The sequence below is a fragment of the Streptomyces decoyicus genome, from assembly GCF_019880305.1.
Taxonomy (GTDB): domain Bacteria; phylum Actinomycetota; class Actinomycetes; order Streptomycetales; family Streptomycetaceae; genus Streptomyces; species Streptomyces decoyicus.
Window position 1 is genome coordinate 5,178,221 of the sequence record NZ_CP082301.1, and the last position, 16,844, is coordinate 5,195,064.

The 16,844-nt window shown below is 70.4% G+C and carries 20 protein-coding genes, 1 tRNA gene and 1 pseudogene; 14 read left to right on the forward strand and 8 right to left on the reverse strand.

What is annotated here, in order from left to right:
• Positions 1 to 163: 163 nt before the first annotated feature.
• From K7C20_RS22870 to K7C20_RS22895, 6 genes are all read left to right on the forward strand, one after another.
• A complete protein-coding gene (locus tag K7C20_RS22870; protein ID WP_150127272.1) occupies positions 164 to 535 on the forward strand; it encodes a hypothetical protein in 372 nt (123 codons plus the stop codon).
• Positions 536 to 912: 377 nt separating this feature from the next.
• On the forward strand, positions 913 to 1,641 hold the full coding sequence (locus tag K7C20_RS22875; RefSeq protein WP_150127271.1) for a hypothetical protein: 729 nt from the start codon (positions 913 to 915) through the stop codon (positions 1,639 to 1,641).
• A 465-nt stretch (positions 1,642 to 2,106) separates the two neighbouring features.
• Complete coding sequence (locus K7C20_RS22880) at positions 2,107 to 2,766, forward strand: hypothetical protein (RefSeq protein WP_150127270.1); 660 nt, start codon at positions 2,107 to 2,109, stop codon at positions 2,764 to 2,766.
• 158 nt (positions 2,767 to 2,924) lie between these two features.
• Entirely contained in the window at positions 2,925 to 3,149 is a 225-nt protein-coding gene (locus K7C20_RS22885; protein ID WP_052414362.1) for a LuxR C-terminal-related transcriptional regulator, read from the forward strand.
• Positions 3,150 to 3,284: 135 nt separating this feature from the next.
• The gene (locus K7C20_RS22890; RefSeq protein WP_053209495.1) at positions 3,285 to 3,803 is read left to right on the forward strand and encodes a phospholipase A2; all 519 of its coding nucleotides are present in this window, start codon (positions 3,285 to 3,287) and stop codon (positions 3,801 to 3,803) included.
• Between the two features lie 276 nt (positions 3,804 to 4,079).
• Entirely contained in the window at positions 4,080 to 4,298 is a 219-nt protein-coding gene (locus K7C20_RS22895; protein WP_053209494.1) for a hypothetical protein, read from the forward strand.
• 76 nt (positions 4,299 to 4,374) lie between these two features.
• Here the strand turns inward: K7C20_RS22895 and K7C20_RS22900 are convergent, their stop codons facing one another.
• Positions 4,375 to 5,349 carry a quinone oxidoreductase family protein gene (locus tag K7C20_RS22900; protein WP_053209493.1) on the reverse strand — a complete coding sequence of 325 codons (975 nt, stop codon included), beginning with the start codon at positions 5,347 to 5,349 and terminating at the stop codon, positions 4,375 to 4,377.
• Between the two features lie 89 nt (positions 5,350 to 5,438).
• Between K7C20_RS22900 and K7C20_RS22905 the strand changes: the two genes are divergently transcribed.
• Both K7C20_RS22905 and K7C20_RS22910 read left to right on the forward strand, forming a co-directional pair.
• The gene (locus K7C20_RS22905; protein WP_030086661.1) at positions 5,439 to 5,768 is read left to right on the forward strand and encodes an ArsR/SmtB family transcription factor; all 330 of its coding nucleotides are present in this window, start codon (positions 5,439 to 5,441) and stop codon (positions 5,766 to 5,768) included.
• Positions 5,769 to 5,909: 141 nt separating this feature from the next.
• Positions 5,910 to 6,611: a DUF6333 family protein gene (locus tag K7C20_RS22910; protein ID WP_030086659.1), complete on the forward strand. Its 702-nt coding sequence runs from the start codon at positions 5,910 to 5,912 to the stop codon at positions 6,609 to 6,611.
• A gap of 111 nt (positions 6,612 to 6,722) precedes the next feature.
• Here K7C20_RS22910 and K7C20_RS22915 read toward each other — a convergent pair whose 3' ends face one another.
• Positions 6,723 to 7,313 (reverse strand): GNAT family N-acetyltransferase, encoded by a 591-nt coding sequence (locus K7C20_RS22915; protein ID WP_030086658.1) that lies wholly within the window; start codon positions 7,311 to 7,313, stop codon positions 6,723 to 6,725.
• 156 nt (positions 7,314 to 7,469) lie between these two features.
• Between K7C20_RS22915 and K7C20_RS22920 the strand changes: the two genes are divergently transcribed.
• Complete coding sequence (locus K7C20_RS22920) at positions 7,470 to 8,630, forward strand: trypsin-like serine peptidase (RefSeq protein WP_053209492.1); 1,161 nt, start codon at positions 7,470 to 7,472, stop codon at positions 8,628 to 8,630.
• Between the two features lie 134 nt (positions 8,631 to 8,764).
• Here the strand turns inward: K7C20_RS22920 and K7C20_RS22925 are convergent, their stop codons facing one another.
• On the reverse strand, positions 8,765 to 9,163 hold the full coding sequence (locus K7C20_RS22925; RefSeq protein WP_030086656.1) for a nuclear transport factor 2 family protein: 399 nt from the start codon (positions 9,161 to 9,163) through the stop codon (positions 8,765 to 8,767).
• A gap of 215 nt (positions 9,164 to 9,378) precedes the next feature.
• On the opposite strand from K7C20_RS22925, the gene K7C20_RS22930 reads away from it, so the two are divergent.
• Together K7C20_RS22930 and K7C20_RS22935 are read left to right on the forward strand one after the other, a co-directional pair.
• Complete coding sequence (locus K7C20_RS22930) at positions 9,379 to 10,245, forward strand: AraC family transcriptional regulator (protein ID WP_030086654.1); 867 nt, start codon at positions 9,379 to 9,381, stop codon at positions 10,243 to 10,245.
• A gap of 78 nt (positions 10,246 to 10,323) precedes the next feature.
• Positions 10,324 to 10,869 carry a GNAT family N-acetyltransferase gene (locus K7C20_RS22935; RefSeq protein WP_030086652.1) on the forward strand — a complete coding sequence of 182 codons (546 nt, stop codon included), beginning with the start codon at positions 10,324 to 10,326 and terminating at the stop codon, positions 10,867 to 10,869.
• Positions 10,870 to 10,891: 22 nt separating this feature from the next.
• Here K7C20_RS22935 and pdxR read toward each other — a convergent pair whose 3' ends face one another.
• On the reverse strand, positions 10,892 to 12,322 hold the full coding sequence (pdxR, locus tag K7C20_RS22940) for a MocR-like pyridoxine biosynthesis transcription factor PdxR (protein WP_030086650.1): 1,431 nt from the start codon (positions 12,320 to 12,322) through the stop codon (positions 10,892 to 10,894).
• 46 nt (positions 12,323 to 12,368) lie between these two features.
• Between pdxR and K7C20_RS22945 the strand changes: the two genes are divergently transcribed.
• Positions 12,369 to 12,971: a carboxymuconolactone decarboxylase family protein gene (locus K7C20_RS22945; RefSeq protein ID WP_078953294.1), complete on the forward strand. Its 603-nt coding sequence runs from the start codon at positions 12,369 to 12,371 to the stop codon at positions 12,969 to 12,971.
• 176 nt (positions 12,972 to 13,147) lie between these two features.
• Here the strand turns inward: K7C20_RS22945 and K7C20_RS22950 are convergent, their stop codons facing one another.
• Both K7C20_RS22950 and K7C20_RS22955 read right to left on the reverse strand, forming a co-directional pair.
• Entirely contained in the window at positions 13,148 to 13,909 is a 762-nt protein-coding gene (locus tag K7C20_RS22950) for an isocitrate lyase/PEP mutase family protein (protein WP_053209491.1), read from the reverse strand.
• Between the two features lie 109 nt (positions 13,910 to 14,018).
• On the reverse strand, positions 14,019 to 14,564 hold the full coding sequence (locus tag K7C20_RS22955) for a carboxymuconolactone decarboxylase family protein (RefSeq protein WP_078953293.1): 546 nt from the start codon (positions 14,562 to 14,564) through the stop codon (positions 14,019 to 14,021).
• 47 nt (positions 14,565 to 14,611) lie between these two features.
• Here K7C20_RS22955 and K7C20_RS39500 point away from each other — a divergent pair.
• Positions 14,612 to 14,806 (forward strand): annotated as a pseudogene (locus tag K7C20_RS39500) (GntR family transcriptional regulator); the annotation flags it as partial.
• A 772-nt stretch (positions 14,807 to 15,578) separates the two neighbouring features.
• Here the strand turns inward: K7C20_RS39500 and K7C20_RS22965 are convergent.
• Positions 15,579 to 15,733, reverse strand: a tRNA-Gly gene (locus K7C20_RS22965).
• On the opposite strand from K7C20_RS22965, the gene K7C20_RS22970 reads away from it, so the two are divergent.
• The gene (locus K7C20_RS22970; RefSeq protein WP_150127269.1) at positions 15,713 to 16,024 is read left to right on the forward strand and encodes a hypothetical protein; all 312 of its coding nucleotides are present in this window, start codon (positions 15,713 to 15,715) and stop codon (positions 16,022 to 16,024) included. The genes K7C20_RS22965 and K7C20_RS22970 overlap by 21 nt on opposite strands.
• A 25-nt stretch (positions 16,025 to 16,049) precedes the next feature.
• Here K7C20_RS22970 and K7C20_RS22975 read toward each other — a convergent pair whose 3' ends face one another.
• On the reverse strand, positions 16,050 to 16,589 hold the full coding sequence (locus K7C20_RS22975) for a GNAT family N-acetyltransferase (RefSeq protein ID WP_030086639.1): 540 nt from the start codon (positions 16,587 to 16,589) through the stop codon (positions 16,050 to 16,052).
• Positions 16,590 to 16,844: the final 255 nt, after the last annotated feature.

A 16,844-nucleotide genomic window follows, 5' to 3' on the forward strand; every position in this document is an offset into this window, starting at 1 on the left:
CCCGGAAGGGCCAGACCGCGCACCTCTTTGTCTCAGCCGCTGGGGAGGCCCGGGTCAGCTGGAAGGTTCCGGGCGGCAAACTGCACAGCCGGTACTACAAGTTCACCCCCGACGGCCTCGAAAGCCCCCCCTTCCCACGTGGCACAAGAACGTGAAGTGGAAGGTGACCAGTACGTACGGGAGGACTCAGAAGAACCTCAGCAAGGCCTACGCGTACTGCAGCACGGACGGCCGCGCCGCCAAGACGTGGAAGACGAAGGTCACTGCGAAGAGGACCGGCACCAAGCGCTGTGGTGCCGGCCAGCAGGTCATGATCTACGACCTGTCGTTGGGGCACGTCCGGCACAAGTTCAAGTACCTGAAGAAGGGCTCGAAGCTGCGCGTCCACGACCTCTCCCGGCAGGGGTACTTGCTCGGCAATCGCGTCACACCGACCGGGCTGCGCAAGGTGAAGTGGGTCGCCAACGCCCACGAAGGGCCGTATCAGCGCGGCGGCGTGATCAAGAAGATCAAGCTCACCTGCGTAAAGAACTGAGGATGTGCGGGGTCCCGTCGATCTCCTTGATCCCATGACGCGACGGTGCCGGGCGGCCCGGGAGAGGGCGCCCGGCACCGTCGCGTTGTCCGTCGCGACAGCCAGGCCGGGTCCAGCTCGCACGTACTGAACAGCAAGCCCTTCGCGGCCGGGGCCGGGGCCGGGCCCGGGTCCCGGCGTTGGGCCGGCGCGCCCCAACTCCCGCAGCGTGTGCGGCAATTGACCGCACACTGATATTGCACGAAGGGGCGATATGGGCGCCTGAGCCGAAGCCCTGCGGGGAGTCGGGCGTTGCCCTTTCGGCCAATAGCGGGGTCTGAAAACCGCCCCTACTGTGGGCGGTGTTCATGTCAAACCTGACAAGAGATTGGACGCGTATGGGACTCCCCCGTCGAGTGGCCACATCGGCGTGCGCACTCGCCGTCGGTACCGCTGTCCTGACGCCGGTGCTGGGCAGCGAGCCGGCGCAGGCCGGCCCCGTGAATGCGGACCCGGCCGCCGCGAAGCAGCCCGCCGCAGTCGTCAAGGCCGGTGGATTCCACTCGAAGAGCGGCACGCTCAACTGCCGTAAGAAGGGCGAGACCGCCTGGATCTGGGACTCGGCGGCCGGTGCCTCGCGGGTGTCGTGGAAGCCCAAGGGCGGCCACCTGGTGTCCCGGGTGTGGCGGCACACGCCCGACGGCATCTCGACGCGGACCGTTCCCACCTGGCGCAAGTCCGTGAAGTGGAAGGTCACTTCGACCTACGGGAACGGGAAGAACCTGAGCAAGGTGTACGGCTATTGCAGCACGCAGGGGTGGCGGGTCGGAAAGGCGTCGGACAAGCTCAGTCAGAAGAAGTCCGGCACCAAGCGCTGCCCAGGGGGGAAGACGGTCTACATCTCCTCCGGCGGAATCGGCAACATGAAGCACCGGTTCAAGTCGACGAGCGGCGGCGCGCTGCACACGCACAACTTCGGCGGTTCCCAGCAGGTCCTCGTGACGGACCGCGCGACCCCGACCGAGATGCGTTCGGTGAAGTGGCGGGTGGAAGCCTGGAGCATCAAGCACAGCATTCCCAATGCCAAGACCGGGACGGTCAAGCTCTCCTGCATCAGCAAGTACTGAAGTCGCGTGACCTGCGTGACCGACCGAGGTCCTGTCGTCCAAGAGGCGATGGCCGGTGCCGCGGGCCGCGCCCGATGATGTATTCGATCCCCTGATCGCGCCGCATTCCGCAGGCGCGGTCGGGGCCACAGGGAACAGAAAGCGGGGACGACATGCGGTTCAACAGGTGCTGACTACCTCCGGCGGGAGTGCAGGCCTTCGTCGCCCCTTCAGTCAACTCCTATGGAGAATAAGGCAGTTGACCGCTCGCCGATATTGTACGAAGGGGTGGCGTGGACGCCTGTGCCGAAACCCTGCGGGGGACCTGGTGTTGCCCTTTCGGTCAATAGCGGGGGCTGGTCGAGCGCCCCTACGGTGGGCGGTGTTCATGACAGAACTGAAAAAGATGGGACGCACATGGGATTTCCCCGTCGAGTGGCTACGTCGGCGTGCGCACTCGCCGTCGGTACCGCTGTCCTGATACCGGTGCTGGGTAACGAGTCGGCTCAGGCCGGCTCCGGCTCCATGAACGCGGGTGCGGCCGCCGCGGCGAAGCCCGCCGACTACCCCACTGGGATCCACTCGAAGAAGGGCAAGCTCACCTGCAAGAAGAGGGGAGAGACCGCCTGGATCTGGGACTCCGCCGTGGGCGCCACACGGGTGTCGTGGAAGGCTGCCGGCAAGAAGCTGGTGTCCAGGACGTGGAAGCACAAGCTTAATGACGTCTCGACTCGGACGGTTCCGACGTGGCGCAAGTCCGTCACGTGGAAGGTCACTTCGACGTGGGGGCACCGGAACAACCTGCTGAAGGCGTACGGCTACTGCAGCACGCAGGGGTGGAGGATGGGCGGGGCGTCGGACAAGCTCATTCAGAAGAAGTCCGGCACCAAGACGTGCCCCGCGGGGAAGACGGTCTACATCTCCTCGACCGGGATCGGCAACATCAAGCACAGGTTCAAGCCGACGGGTGGCGGTGCGCTGCGTACCCACAACTTCGGTAGTTCGCAGGACATTCTGGTGACGGACCGTGCGACGCCGACCGAGCTGCGTTCGGTGAAGTGGCGGGTGGAAGCCTGGAGCATCAAGAAGACCCTTCCTGATGCCCGGACCGGGCGGGTCAAGCTCGCCTGCATCAGCAAGTACTGAAGTCGCGTGACCGACCGAGGTCCTGTCGTCACACTGCCGCCGTCGCCCGAGGGCTACGGCGGCAGTGTGACGACAGGACCTCGTCGTGCGTGGTGCCGGCGTAGGTGACTGCCCGGTATGCATGGCTTCTTGACCACAACGGGGAACAACGGGGAGAGGTGCCGGATCTCGACGGCTTGACGGCCCGCGAGCGCCAGGTGCTGCTGTTGCTCGGCGACGGACTGCCCAGCGGCCCTCTCGCCCGCCGGCTGGGCATAGCCGAGGGCACGGTGAAGCCCCATGCCGCGTACGTCATCGCCAAGTTGGGGCTGCGCATCCGCCTTGAGGCGGTGGTCATCGCTGTCATCCACCACGACGTGCTCTGTCCGGCCGGTGCCCGGTGACATTGTCCTGACGGACACCTCCCAAAGAGACGATGGCGGTGCCTCGGGCCGCGCCCGATGATGTTTTCGACCCCCTGATCGCGCCGCATTCCGTAGGCGCGGTCGGGGCCACAGAGAACAGAAAACGGGGACGACATGCTCATCAAGCGCAGTACTTTCGCGTCGGTCGCGGCAGCCGGCGTTCTTCTCGCGGGGTCGGGCGCGGCCGTCGCCGCCGACGGCGCTCCCGCCGACGGCGCCGCCGCCACGGCGAAGGCCGGCCCGAGCAAGCAGGCCAAGTACCAGCGGCTCCACCAGCTGACCCGCTCCACCACGACGAGCGTCAAGGACTGGCGTCGTACGCGCGAACTCGCCCAGTCCGGGGTCGACCGTTGGGGATTCATCTGGAGCACCGACTGGTGCACGAAGCTCGCGGACAAGCCGGGCGGCTTCGACTTCAGGTTGTCATGCGCACGGCATGACTTCGGTTACCGCAACTACAAGAAAATGATGGGCAAGGAGGCGTTCCGGCACTCGAAGCACGAGCGGCGCGTGGACAAGGCCTTCCTGTTCGACATGAACAACCAGTGCGCCGTGCAGCCGCACAAGACGGACGCGGAGCGCCGGCAGTGCCGGAAGACCGCCAAGGCGTACTACGACCGGGTCAGCGGCTGACGCCGTCCTGATCCCGGGTTCGCGAGGACTCGGGCCGCCTGGGGACTCGCGAACGGTCGCGGGCAGTCGCACACGGTGTGCGGCGGCCCGCGACCGCTTTCCGTCTTTCCGCGCCGCGTTGTCCGACGTGCCGTGGGGCATTCCGTCATCCCTGGGGGCTTTCCGTCGCCCCGTGCGCGCCGGGCGCCTACCCGTTCGGGTGGCGAGTGGCGAACTGCCGCACGGCGCGGTGGCGGGCGCAGAAGGCTGGCAGCCGCCACCGACGAAAGGCTCGTCATGCCCCTGCCGCCGACCTGCCCCACGCCCGACTGCGGCGACCGACTGTGGAAGGACACCACGCACACCGACACCGACTGGGACAACTGGCGCTGGTGGTGCTGCCGTTGCGACAAACAGTGGTACCCGACGGCGGAACAGCTCCAGGAGTTCCGTTACGGGACGACAGCCGGACCGCACCGTGCCGCACACCGGGACCCCAGGCTCGCCCGGCAGTAGGGCGGCCGGGTACGGGCGGGCACGGCCTGTACGGGAGTGACACCCGGGGCTCGGGCGCCGAACGGCGCCTTTCCCGTCACCCCACCCGCAGCAACAGCTTGCCGGTGCTCTGGCGGCTGCCGAGGAGCCGGTGCGCCTCACCGGCCTCGGCGAGCGGGAACTCCGCTGTCACGGGAAGTTCCACGGAGCCTTCGGAAGCCGTACGGAAGGCCCGTCCGGCCAGTGCGCGCAGCGCCTCCGGCGCCGTTCGGGCCAAGGCGAGGATGGAGAACCCCGCGACCGTGCGCCCCCACGGATACAGCTCGGGCTGGCCCACCTGCCAGGGCTCGGCGGAACTCGCGTTACCGAACGAGACCAGGCGGCCGAAGACGGCAAGCGCGTCCATGCTGCGCCGGAAGGTTTCGCCGCCGACGGGGTCCAGGGCGAGGTCGACTCCCCGTCCGCCCGTGGCGCGCCGCACGTCCGCAGTGAAGTCCGGGCCCACGAACACCTCGTCGTAGCCGTACTTGAGCGCATGCCGGGCCTTCGCCGCGTCCGACACCACGCCGTAGACGGCGCCCGCCCCCGCCGCCTTCGCCAGCTGGCCCACGACCGTGCCGATCCCGCCCGCCGCCCCCTGCACCAGCACCGTCTCGCCCGCCCGCAGCCGGCCCACCTCGTGCACCAGGGCATGCGCGGTGGGCAGCACCGTCGGCAGCGTGGCCCCGGTGCGGGGGCTCACGCCCTGCGGCAGCGGGAACACGGTCGCCGCGGCGGTGACGACGACCTCCGCATACGCCCCGCCGTCCGTGAGCGCCGCGACCTCCTGCCCCGGCCGCAGCTCCTCGACGTCCGCACCGACCGCGCGGATCCGCCCGGAGACTTCCAGGCCCGGCCGGAAGGGGAGGGTCTCGACGCGGTAGCCCTCGGCTCGGGCCTTGAGGTCGGCGAAGTTCACACCCGTGTAGGCGACATCGATACTCACCTGCCCGCGGCCCGGCTCGGGAACGTCCCTGTCCACGACCTTCAGGACCTCAGGACCGCCGTACTCCTGGAACTCAACCGCACGCATGACAGCACACGCCCCTCACGACTGTTCAATGGAATGCGAACACTCCGACTGTATGATCTGGATCGAACACTTAGCAAGGGGGCCGAGACATGCCGGACCGCAGCAGCCACCGCGCCGTGCCGGTGCACACCCACCCCGAGGACGTCCCCGTCGAGACCGCCCTCGCCGCCCTCGCCGACCCCGTACGGCTCCAGCTGGTGCGCGAGCTGGCGGGCTCCGCCGACTGGTCGCACAGCTGCGGCAGCTTCCGCGTACCGGTCGGCAAGGCGGCGCTCAGCCACCACTTCGCCGTCCTGCGCGCGGCCGGCTTGGTGGAACAGCGCGACCAGGGCCCCAAGCGCCTCAACCGCCTGCGCCGCGAGGAATTCGACGCCTGCTTCCCCGGGCTGCTGGGCCTGGTGCTGCGGGAAGAGGGCTAGTGGACAGTCCGCACGCCGCGTCCGCATTCTCGCGACGCAGCGGCCGGCGTCACGCTCCTCCAACTCCCTTCTGAAGCAACCCCCTTGGCCGACGTCACCCCGTCCGTTGACTGTCGGTGCCCTGCCCTAAGCTCGCCCCGCATGAGCCTCGACCGCGCTACCAGATGCCGCCACAGCATCACCCAGATCACCCGCATACACCCACCGCCCCCGGCCCACTACACCCGCCGCACCATCGACCAGATCCCCGCCCACGACCCGGCCCGCGCCCGTGCGGTCGTGCGCGAGCTGCCCACGGTGGCCGGGGTGGAAGAGCTGGCCCCGGTGCCGCGCCTGGACGTCCGTCCGCCGACGACCTTCGATGACCTGGACTACGTCACCGTGGGCTGCTGGGGCGGCGTCGTGCAGATCACCGATCCCGCGTTCGGGGAGGACGGAACCGGCTCCTGCAATCTCGACCCGGTCTTCGAAGGGCAGGTCACGGCCCATCCCGATGCCCGCATCATCGGCGTGTGCGAGATGGACTTCTCCCTCACCTACGGGAAGTACCTGGTCCATGTCCCCGGAGCGCCGGACGTGAGTGCGGACGGGTGGGACGAGATGGCCGTCGGCGGAGATCCGGCGGAGGCCTTGCGGGCGTGCGGGACCGGCCCGGAAAGCCCCGGCGCGGAGGGCCTGGACTTCGCCGACCCGGACGGCCCGGACTGGGGCGCGTACCTCGATCGGATCGCCTGCGGCCTGTACATCCCGCTGGCGAACGAGACGCTGAGGGTGTCGGTGTTCAAGGTCTCCCGGCCGCAGGACACCCAGGAGAACATCGAAGAGGTCTGGTACCCGGAGTGACCCGCCGCGGCCCGTCCGTCGAAGGAGTCGCGACTGCCTGAAGCCCGCGCCGTCGTGGGGCGAACGCTGTCACTACGGGACGACCACTACGGGACGACCGGAAGGACGGAACTACTGGCGGGCGGCCGCCCATTCGTCGTGGGTCACCGCGTACTCCACATCGCCGTGTTCCGCGCCCTCGATGTAGTCCGGCCACTCCTCGAAGAACGTCCGGACGTAGTGCAGCCCGGCCTTCTCCAGCACGTGGCGGGACCGGCGGTTGACCGTCATGGTCGTCGCCGTGATCCGCCGCACGAACGGCCCGGCCGGACCGCCGAAGGCCCGCTCGACCACTGCTCGCGCGCCCTCGGTCGCATACCCCCGGCCCCAGGCCGCCCGGCACAGCCGGTAGCCGAGCTCGGCCTCGTCCCGCCCCGGGGCGGCCGGCCGCAGCGCGAACCAGCCGATGAACTCACCGGTGGCCGCCGCTTCCGCCGCCCAGACCCCGAGCGCGGCGGCCGGATCTCCGGGCTTGCCGGACCAGGAGAGGAACTCCGGCAGCGTCCGCTGGAGCACCGTGTCCCGGGCCACCGGACGCCCGGTGTCGATGAAGTGCATGACCTCCGGGTCGCCGTGCAGCGCGACCACCAACTCCGCGTCATCCGCGATGAATCGGCGCAGGGCGAGGCGCTCCGTCCGGAGCGGGGCCGGCGAGGGTGGCATCACGGACGTCCCTTTCCGTCGTTCGCCGGAGCGCCGGGACCTGGTTGCCCGGCGCTCCGGCCGGGACGGCATAGTAGAGCGCAGCCCGACGAGGGACATGACAATTTCGGCGCGCTGCTCGCCCGGCGCAGCCACGTACCGGGGGGACTTCGCTCCATGCCAACCATCCGCCGCTCCACCGCCGCGGTCGCTGCACTGGTCGCGCTGCTCGCGGGCACCGTCACCGCATGCGGCCCCAGTGACGACAAGGCCGCCGCTTCGGGTGTCACCGATCAGAAGGGCCAGGGCAACGGGGGTCTCCAGATCCCCAAGGGCATGCCGACCAGCCTGGACGACCTGAAGAAGTGGCAGGACGGCGGCTGGCAGAACTGGGACAAGTGGGCCCGCAAGGCGTCGGATTTCGCCAACCCGGTCATCAAGGACCACTGGAAGACGGACCGGCTGGCCAAGGCGAAGAACTCGCCGGAGATCGGGGTGAAGGCCACCGGCGCGGGCAGTGAGTTCGACGCCACGGACCCCGAGCCGCGGCCGGTCACCGCCGAGCAGGTCGCCCGCCCGTACCACCGGCACATGGCCCCGGTCGGGAAGATCTTCTTCGACAGCCCGAAGGGCCCGATGGTCTGCTCCGGCACGATCGTCGAGGACCCCGCGCACCCGGGCAAGTCCAACCTGGTATGGACCGCCGGCCACTGTGTGCACTCCGGCAAGCGGGGCGGCTGGATGCGCAACATCGTCTTCGTGCCGTCCTACAACGACAACGGTGTGCCGATGAACCAGGTCAGCGGCAGCCCCTCCCCGCAGGTCACCCCCTACGGCCGGTTCTGGGCCGACTGGATCACCACCTCCGGCGAGTGGATCGACATGGGCAGCGAGGACACCGGCAACGGCGGCTCCGCCTATGACTTCGCGGTGCTGCACGTCAAGCCGGAGAACGGCAGCGGCAAGTCGCTCCAGGAGACCGTGGGCGCCGCCGCCCGGGTCGCGTTCGACACCCCCTCCGCCGACCGCATCGCCTCGCTGGACGCCTTCGGCTACCCCGCGGCGCCGCCGTTCGACGGTGCGCGCATGATGAACTGCCCCGCCCGCCCCGGTCGCCTCGTCATGCAGGAGGGCACGCCCGCCATGAACCGCATCGGCTGCAACATGACCGGCGGCACCTCCGGCGGCGGCTGGTTCGTCAACCACGGCGGCAAGCTGACGCTGGTGTCCAACACCTCGATCAGCTCCAACACCCATACCTGGCTGGCCGGCCCGCATCTGGGCCCGGAGGCCCAGCGGGTCTTCACCAACATCAGCCAGAAGTTCGCGAACCGGTAGGCGCGATCGCGGACGGCCAGGCGGAAGGGGACGGGACGCGGGCCCGAGGCGCGGGTGTGTATGCGCCTCGGCCCGCGCCCGCGCGGAAGTCCGCGCGGAAGTCCATGAGGAAGCCGGCCCAGGCTCCCGGGGAGTCAGTCCGCCTGGAAAGCGCGGGCCAGAGCGAGGCTGTCCTCGAACGTGACGTAGCGGGTGATCTTTCCGCCTTCGACGGTGAAGTGGAAGGCGAACGGCGAGACGAAGGCTTTGCCCGTGGCCTTGACTATCTGCTCCATGTGGCCGAGGGCCACCGCGTCATCGCCGTCGACAAGGATGCGCGACACCGCGAACTCCACCGCTTGGAGATGCCGGGGAAGCGTCTGGAAGAACTCGGCGGCCTCCTCCCTCGTGGTCCGTCGGCCCGTCCAGGGAATCTCCTCCGCACCGTAGATGTGCCATTCGACGTGATCGGCGAACAAGTCGGCCAAGTCATCGATGGCGCCGCTGCCGAGTCGGCGGTAGAACTCGTCGACAACGCTCCGGGTCTCACTCACGGTGGCCCCTCCATGCTCTTGTGGCGGTTGTTCCAGCGGCGACAGCCATGATCAGTGACGCGTTATTCCCCGCGTCGAGCCCGCAGGAACGGGCCATGCCGACGACGCACAGGGGCAGTTGGGTCCTGCCGTACCCGACCGGACCGGGCACAGGATGTCGGGTGCAGCAGGGTGGCTCTTTCCTAACGTGAGTGACGAAAGGGAAGGAGGCCGAGGTGCTGGAACGGTTGAACCAGGCCATGGAGCACATCGAGTGCCACCTTGATCAGCGGATCGAGGTGCCCGACGTGGCCCGGGAGGTGCTGATGTCGGAGTACCACTTCCGGCGGCTGTTCTCCGCGCTGGCGGGGATCCCGCTCTCGGAGTACATCCGGCGCAGGCGGCTGACGGTCGCGGGTGCCGAAGTGCTGGCCGGCGAGCGGACGCTGCTGGAGGTCGCGGTGCGATACGGCTACACCTCGGGTGAGGCGTTCGCGCGGGCGTTCCGTGTCATGCACGGCGTCGGTCCCGGCGAGGCCAGGCGGACCGGCGCGAGCCTGAAGTCCCAGCCACGGATGTCCTTCCGCCTCATCGTCGAAGGGAACAGCAGCATGCAGTACAAGGTCGTGGAAAAGGACGAGTTCCGTGTGGTCGGCAGGAAGGCACGGGTGCCGCTCGTGCATGAGGGGGTGAACCCGGCCATCGCCGCCTTCATCCGGGAGATCGGCAAGGAGACGCTGGAGCGCATCGAGAGCCTGTCCGACCAGGAGCCGGCCGGGATCATCTCGGTGAGTGACAATCTGGACGACAGCCGCGCCGAGGGCACCGAACTCGACTACTACCACGGTGCGGTGACCCGGGCCGCGGTGCCGGAGGACATGGACGCGCTCACCGTCCCGGCCGGGACATGGGCCGTCTTCGAGAGCTCCGGGCCGTTCCCGCAGACGCTCCAGTACCTGTGGCGGGACGTGTTCACGCAGTGGTTCCCGTCCAATCCCTACCAGAGCCGGCCGGGGCCCGAGATCCTGCGCACCCGTCTGTCGCCGGACGCGACACAGGCGGACGCGGAGCTGTGGATCCCCGTGGAGCGGACAGCGGTCTGACAGGAGCGGGCGGGCGGAACGCGGCAGGCGGGTCGTTCGTCAGCCGGATGACCGAGCAGCCGAGGACGTGGCGCAGACATGAGACCTGACCAGCACATCGTGTACCGACAAGCGCTGTCGCAGGACAGGGAACAGGCCGATGCGATCGACGACTCGTTCACCACTGACGCCGTCTATGAAGTGGCCGCGGGGGACCAGGGGTTCGCACTGCGGCCGGTCGCCGTCGATCCGCCGCTCGTCAAGATCTTCCCTCCCGATGAGGGCGACGACGACTCCGCCGGCCTGCACAGGGAAGTCGCCGTCGACGAAGGGAAGGTATGCGGCTTCGTTGTCGTCGGGGTCGAGGAGTGGCATCACCGCCTGGTCATCCACGAGATCGCGGTGGCACCCGCACACCGCGGACTCGGGGTCGGCGCGGCTCTGATGCGGCGGGCCTGCGCGTACGGGCGCCGCCATGGAGCACGGACGGCCTGGCTGGAGGTATCGAGCGTGAACGTCCCCGCCATCCGCGCGTATCAGCGGATGGGGTTCACCTTCTGCGGTCTCGACACGACCCTCTACCGGGGCACGCCGAGCGAGGGTGAGACGGCGCTGTTCATGAGCAGGACACTCGATGCGGGATGACCCCCGGGCGCTTCCGGAACGGTCAGGAGGGCGGCGTCGGAAGCGCCCGGCACAGCGCCTCCAGGGCGCTCGGGAAGGCGCTGTCCGTGGGCGTCGCGTAACCGATGACCAGGCCGTGGCGGGGCGGCATGGTCGCGGCGGGGTGGCGGTAGCCGGAGAGCCCGTCGAAAGCCAGGCCCTGCCATCGGGCGGCGCGCAGGGCCGTGCGTTCGTCCGACTCGGGTGAGCCGTCGGGGAGTTGGAGGACGGCGTGCAGGCCGGCGGAGATGCCGGTGACGGTGAGATGCGGAGCGTGCGTGGTCACCGCGTCGATGAGCTGGTCGCGGCGTCTGCGGTAGCGCTGGCGCATCCGGCGGATGTGCCGGTCGTAGGAGCCGTGGGTGAGGAACTCCGCCAGGGTGAGCTGATCGGTGACGCCCGCCCAGGCCTCGCGTTCGCCCTTGGCCTCCAGTACGGCGTCGACGAGACGGTCGGGGAGCACCATCCAGCCCAGGCGCACCGCGGGGGACAGGCTCTTGCTGACCGAGCCGATGTGGAGGACGCGTTCCGGATCCAGGCCCTGGAGGGCGCCGACCGGCTTGCGGTCGTAGCGGAACTCGCCGTCGTAGTCGTCCTCCAGGAGGTAACCCCCGGTGGTGCGTGCCCAGTTGACGGCGGCCGCCCGACGGTCGGGGTGGAGCGGTACGCCGGTGGGGAACTGGTGGGCAGGGGTGAGGAGGGCCGCGCCCACGTCGCCGAACGCGGTCAGCCCCTCCGTGTCGGCGCCGTGTTCGTCGAGGTCCAAGGGGCGGGTGCGGATGCCGGCCGTGGTCAGGAGGTGACGGTGGAAGGGGAGGCCGTAGGACTCGACGGCGAGGGGGTCGGGGAGGACGGCCGGCAGGAGCAGGCGCAGGGCGTGGGCGAAGCCGGAGCAGATGACGAGGCGTTCGGGGTCGGTGCGTACGCCGCGGGTGCGCGCCAGGTAGTCGGCGAGGGCGCGGCGCAGTTCGGGGCGGCCACGGGGGTCGCCGGGGCCGAAGGCGTCGTTGGGGGCGGCGGTCAGCGCGCGGCGGGCGGCGGCGAGCCAGGCGGTACGCGGGAAGGAGGCGGCGTCCGGCCGGCCCTGGAGGAGGTTGTGCGCGGGGCAGTTCGCCGGGGCGCGGTGGGCCGGGGCGCGGGTGGGCGTCAGCGGCTCCGCACGCTGGGCCACGGTGGTGCCGGAGCCCTGCCGGGCGCTCAGCCAGCCTTCCGCCACCAGTTCGGCGTAGGCGTCGGCGACGGTGTTACGGGCGACGCCGAGGTCGGCGGCGAGTGAGCGATAGGGCGGCAGGCGGGTGCCGGGGGCGAGCCGCCCGGACCGTACGGCGTCCCGCAGCGCCCGGATGAGGACGGCGCGGCGGCTGCCGGGTCCGGTCAGCTCCAGATGCAGATCGGCGCCGAGGCTTTCGGCAGGATTGACCCATGATTCCGGCATGGAAATGCACCCTACAGCCGGTCGCCTGGGCTTCTAGATTCAAGGCATGACGAATACAGCGCAGATCAACGAAGCGGGCACGGGGAACGCGGAGAACGCGGAGAACGCGGGGAACGCGGGGAAGCCGGCGAACGCGGCGGGCTCGGCGCACGGGGCGAGCTCGGCGAGGGGAACGGCCCCGGCGGACGGGCCGGTGAACCGCAGCCCCCGGGTCAACTTCGCCCAGGCCGCCCCGAAGGCCTTCAGGGCCCTGATCGGTTTCGATGCGGCCGCGCGCGAGGGACTCGACCCGGCCCTCGTGGAACTGGTCCAGATCCGTTCCTCGCAGCTCAACAAGTGCGCGTACTGCCTCCACATGCACACCTCCGACGCCCGCAAGGCGGGGGAGAGCGAGGAGCGGCTGCACATGGTCGCCGTCTGGGAAGAGGCGGCGCACTTCTTCACCGCGAAGGAACGGGCGGCGCTGGCGCTCACGGAGGCCGTGACGCTGGTCGCGCAGGGCGGCGTACCGGACGAGGTCTACGACCGCGCCGCCACCCACTTCGACGACGCCGAACTGGCCCGGCTGCTGGCCCTGATCTTCACGATCAACACCTGGAACCGGCTCGCCCTCAGCACGGGGAAGGTACCGGGGACGGACGAGCGGTGACGGCAGCTCGGGCCGGGCGAGCGCTGGCGGCGGCTCGGGCCGGACGAGCGGTGACGGCAGACCGGGCCGGAGGCCGCGGGGCGGGCCCCCTCGGGTGTCCGGGGGCACCGGTTCGTTCGACCGCCCCCTTCGGCCGCCCCCTTCGGCCGCCCCCTTCGGCACTCGGGCGCCGGACCTCAGCGCTCCGCCCCGAGCTCCTCCCGCAGTTGCTCCGCCATCCCTGCCACCGCCGCCATCGCCTGCTGTTGAAGTCCAGGGCCGAAAGTGATCCGGGAGGCGCCCAGAGCGCCGAGTTCGCGTGGTGAAGGACCGTCCGGCGTCACCACGGCGTTGACGGGGATGCCGATACCGGCGGCCAGGTCGGCCAGCAGGGGCGGCGGGGCGAGGATCGGGTAGACGCAGTCGGCGCCCGCTGCCGCGTACATCCGGCCACGGCGTACGGTCTCCTCGGCACCCTGGGCGCCGTGCAGATAGGTGTCGATCCGGGCGTTGATCACCAGCGCGTCGCCCGCCTCGGCGCGTACCTCCGCCAGCCAGTCCGCCTGTTCCAGCGGGTCCCGCAGGGAGCCGCTGGCGTGGTCGGTGTCCTCCAGGTTGCAGCCCACCGCCCCGGCGCCCGCGAGCCGGCCCACCAACTCCTTGGCGGACAGCCCGTATCCGGCCTCCACGTCCGCCGAGACCGGGATGTCCACGGCCCGCACGATGCGGGCGACGGCCGCGAACATCTCGTCGGCCGGCGTCTGTCCGTCCTCGTATCCGAGGGAGGCCGCGATACCCGCACTGGGCGTGGCGAGTGCGGAGAACCCGGCCTCGGCGAACACCTGGGCGCTGGCCGCGTCCCACGGGCCGGGAAGGACCAGGGGCAGCTCGGGCCCGTGATGCAGGGCGCGTAGCGCGGCGGCGGCAGTGGCCTGGGCATGGGCATGGGAAGTCGTCATGAGGCATCTCCGAACGGGGATCGGGCCGCTCCGGCCGGGGTCAGTGTGCTCAGGGGCGCCTGGGCACCGGGGACGAGCGCGCCGAGGGGCAGTCGCGAGGGCGCCGTGATCATGCCTGTCCCGGGGCCATGCGGGTGGACACGCCGAAGCGGTTCCAGGCGTTGATGGTGGTGATCAGCGCGATCAGCTGGGCGAGCTCGGCGTCGTCGAAGTGGGCGGCGGCGCGGTCGTAGGCGGCGTCGGGAACGAAACCCTCGGTCAGGAGCGTGACCGCCTCCGTGAGGGCGAGGGCGGCCTGCTCCTTGGGGGAGTAGAAGGCGGTGGCCTCTTCCCAGGCATTGAGGAGGTAGACGCGCTGCTCGGTCTCGCCGGCCTTGCGGGCGTCCTTGATGTGCATGTCGATGCAGAACGCGCAGTGGTTGAGCTGCGATGCCCGGATCTTCACCAGCTCGACCAGAGCCGGTTCGAGGCCCTTCTTCGCCGCCGCGTCCAGCGCGATCATGGCCTTGTAGACCTCCGGCGCGAGCTTGGCCCAGGGCAGCCGGGGGCCGTGCCCGTGCGCCGCGGGTCCCGGTGCCGCAGCCGCCGTCTGCGTCGCCTGAGCCGCCTGCGAGGTATGTGCCGTCTGTGTCGTCTGTGCTGACTGTGTCGTCATGTCTACGACGCTACGGCGGCAATGGCGCAGCTGTATGGTCCACTTCCATGGAGAATTCCTGGGCCACTTTCGGACGCGATCTGCACCTGGATCTCACCGGCCCCGGCGGGCTGCGCACCGCGCTGCTGGGTGCGCTGCGGGACGCCGTACGGTCCGGCCGGCTGGCCCCCGGCACCCGTCTGCCGTCCTCCCGCTCGCTCGCCGCCGACCTCGGCATCGCCCGTAACACCGTGGCCGACGCCTACGCCGAGCTGGTCGCCGAGGGCTGGCTCAGCGCCCGCCAGGGCTCCGGCACCCGCGTCGCCGAGAGGGTGCTGCCGCGCACCACCCCCGCCGCCCCGCGCGCCCCCGGCCCGGCCGGCCGCGCCGACCAGCCGCGCTTCGACCTCACGCCGGGCACCCCCGACGTCTCCGCCTTCCCCCGCACCGCCTGGCTGGCCGCCGCCCGCCGCGCGCTGACCGCCGCCCCCAGCGAGGCCTTCGGCTACACCACCCCCAGCGGCCGCCCCGAACTGCGCACCGTTCTCGCCGACTACCTCGCCCGCGCCCGCGGCGTACGCGCCGACCCCGCCCGCATCGTCGTCTGCGCCGGATTCATGCAGGGGCTGGCCCTGCTCAGCCGCGCGCTGGGCACCGGGCGGCTGGCCGTCGAGTCGTACGGCCTCGACTTCCACCGCGCCGTCATCGCCCGCGCGGGCCTGGGCGCCGTCCCGCTTCTCGTCGATGAACGCGGCGCCCGCACCGAGGAGCTGACCGGCCTCGACGACGTACGCGCGGCCCTCCTGACCCCCGCCCACCAGTTCCCCACCGGTGTACCGCTGCACCCCGACCGCCGCGCCGCCGCCGTCAACTGGGCGCGTGCCACCGGGGGATTCATCCTGGAGGACGACTACGACGGGGAGTTCCGCTACGACCGCCAGCCGGTCGGCGCCCTCCAGGGCCTGGACCCCGACCACGTCGTCTACCTGGGCACCGCGAGCAAGAGCCTCGCCCCCGCGCTGAGGCTGGCCTGGATGGTGCTGCCGGACCGGCTGGTCGATCCGGTGCTCGCCCTCAAGGGCACCGGCGAATGGCAGTCCGGGGCGCTGGACCAGCTCACCCTGGCCGAGTTCATGTCCTCGGGCGCCTACGACCGCCATCTGCGCGGGATGCGGCTGCGCTACCGGCGCCGCCGCGACCAACTGGTCGCCGCCCTGGCCGACCACGCGCCCCACGTCCATGTCTCGGGCATCGCCGCGGGCCTGCACGCCGTACTGGAACTCCCGCCCGGCACCGAACAGTCCATCCTCCAGGGCGCCCGCTGGCAGGGCCTCGCCCTGGAGGGCCTGAGCCGCTTCCGCGACCCTGCCGCCCCACCCACCTCCCGCGACGCCCTGGTAGTGGCCTACGGCACCCCGCCCGACCACTCCTTCGCCGGTGCCCTGGACGCGTTGCTCAGGGCACTGCCTGCGGGGGAGTAGGCGGTGGACGTGCGGGTTTCCCGGATCACAGCTCCCGTACGAACGACACCCGGTCGAGTCCCGGCCCGTCGTAGTCCTCGTGCACCGGTACGCCGTCGTCGTCGGTCCGGTCGCCCGGCTCCAGACGGAAGCCCATACGGGCGTGGTACGCGATGGAGTTGCGATTGTTGGGGCTGGTGATGCAACGGACCTGGTTGCGGCCGGCCGCGCGGGCCGTGGTGAAGAAGTGGTCGTAGAGGGCGCTGCCGACGCCGTCCCGCCGGCCCTCCGGGCACACGCCCACGAAGTGGATGTAGGCGGTCCCGGGGTCCGTCTGGGACAGAAAGCCGATCAGAAAGGCGTGCAGGGTCCGGTCGGGGCGTTCGACGAGGAGGCTCGTATCGGCGAAGTGCTGGAGAAAGAGGCGCGGTACGAGCAACTGGCGTTGCAGTGCGCCCGCTTCACCACCCAGACCGCCCCACCACTCGGCCAGGGCCACCTGGAGCCGTGGGTGATCCGAGGGGGCGGGACGACGCAGCGTCAGGTCTCCGGGCAACTGCACCGGTACCCGGGCGCGCTCATTCATGGACTGCTTCCTTCGGCCGGCGGGCGACCGGGGCCCTGCGCCCCGGTCCCTCGGCCAGGGTAGACCGGCGGCCGGCCGCCGGCAGTTCCCCCCTCACGTCCAGGGTGCGCCGCCGCTCCGCCCTTGCAATCCGCTCGGTGTAAGTGCGCGGAATTCCTCTTCCGGCCCCCTGCCCATTTTCCTCAACTACCCAGTGAGGTAAGCCAGTTGAAAGTTGGGGAGATTTCACCCCCACCCTCTAACGCTCCCTGTGCA

Bases quoted from the DNA above. Each gene is read 5' to 3' on its own strand.
- K7C20_RS22970 (WP_150127269.1), top strand. From the start codon at position 15,713: ATGCGGCTGCGCTACCGGCGCCGCCGCGACCAACTGGTCGCCGCCCTG.
- K7C20_RS22875 (WP_150127271.1), top strand. From the start codon at position 913: ATGGGACTCCCCCGTCGAGTGGCCACATCGGCGTGCGCACTCGCCGTC.
- K7C20_RS22975 (WP_030086639.1), bottom strand. From the start codon at position 16,589: ATGAATGAGCGCGCCCGGGTACCGGTGCAGTTGCCCGGAGACCTGACG.
- K7C20_RS22895 (WP_053209494.1), top strand. From the start codon at position 4,080: ATGCCCCTGCCGCCGACCTGCCCCACGCCCGACTGCGGCGACCGACTG.
- K7C20_RS22910 (WP_030086659.1), top strand. From the start codon at position 5,910: ATGAGCCTCGACCGCGCTACCAGATGCCGCCACAGCATCACCCAGATC.
- K7C20_RS22955 (WP_078953293.1), bottom strand. From the start codon at position 14,564: ATGACGACACAGTCAGCACAGACGACACAGACGGCACATACCTCGCAG.
- K7C20_RS22945 (WP_078953294.1), top strand. From the start codon at position 12,369: ATGACGAATACAGCGCAGATCAACGAAGCGGGCACGGGGAACGCGGAG.
- K7C20_RS22950 (WP_053209491.1), bottom strand. From the start codon at position 13,909: ATGACGACTTCCCATGCCCATGCCCAGGCCACTGCCGCCGCCGCGCTA.
- K7C20_RS22905 (WP_030086661.1), top strand. From the start codon at position 5,439: ATGCCGGACCGCAGCAGCCACCGCGCCGTGCCGGTGCACACCCACCCC.
- K7C20_RS22900 (WP_053209493.1), bottom strand. From the start codon at position 5,349: ATGCGTGCGGTTGAGTTCCAGGAGTACGGCGGTCCTGAGGTCCTGAAG.
- pdxR (WP_030086650.1), bottom strand. From the start codon at position 12,322: ATGCCGGAATCATGGGTCAATCCTGCCGAAAGCCTCGGCGCCGATCTG.
- K7C20_RS22915 (WP_030086658.1), bottom strand. From the start codon at position 7,313: ATGCCACCCTCGCCGGCCCCGCTCCGGACGGAGCGCCTCGCCCTGCGC.
- K7C20_RS22890 (WP_053209495.1), top strand. From the start codon at position 3,285: ATGCTCATCAAGCGCAGTACTTTCGCGTCGGTCGCGGCAGCCGGCGTT.
- K7C20_RS22920 (WP_053209492.1), top strand. From the start codon at position 7,470: ATGCCAACCATCCGCCGCTCCACCGCCGCGGTCGCTGCACTGGTCGCG.
- K7C20_RS22935 (WP_030086652.1), top strand. From the start codon at position 10,324: ATGAGACCTGACCAGCACATCGTGTACCGACAAGCGCTGTCGCAGGAC.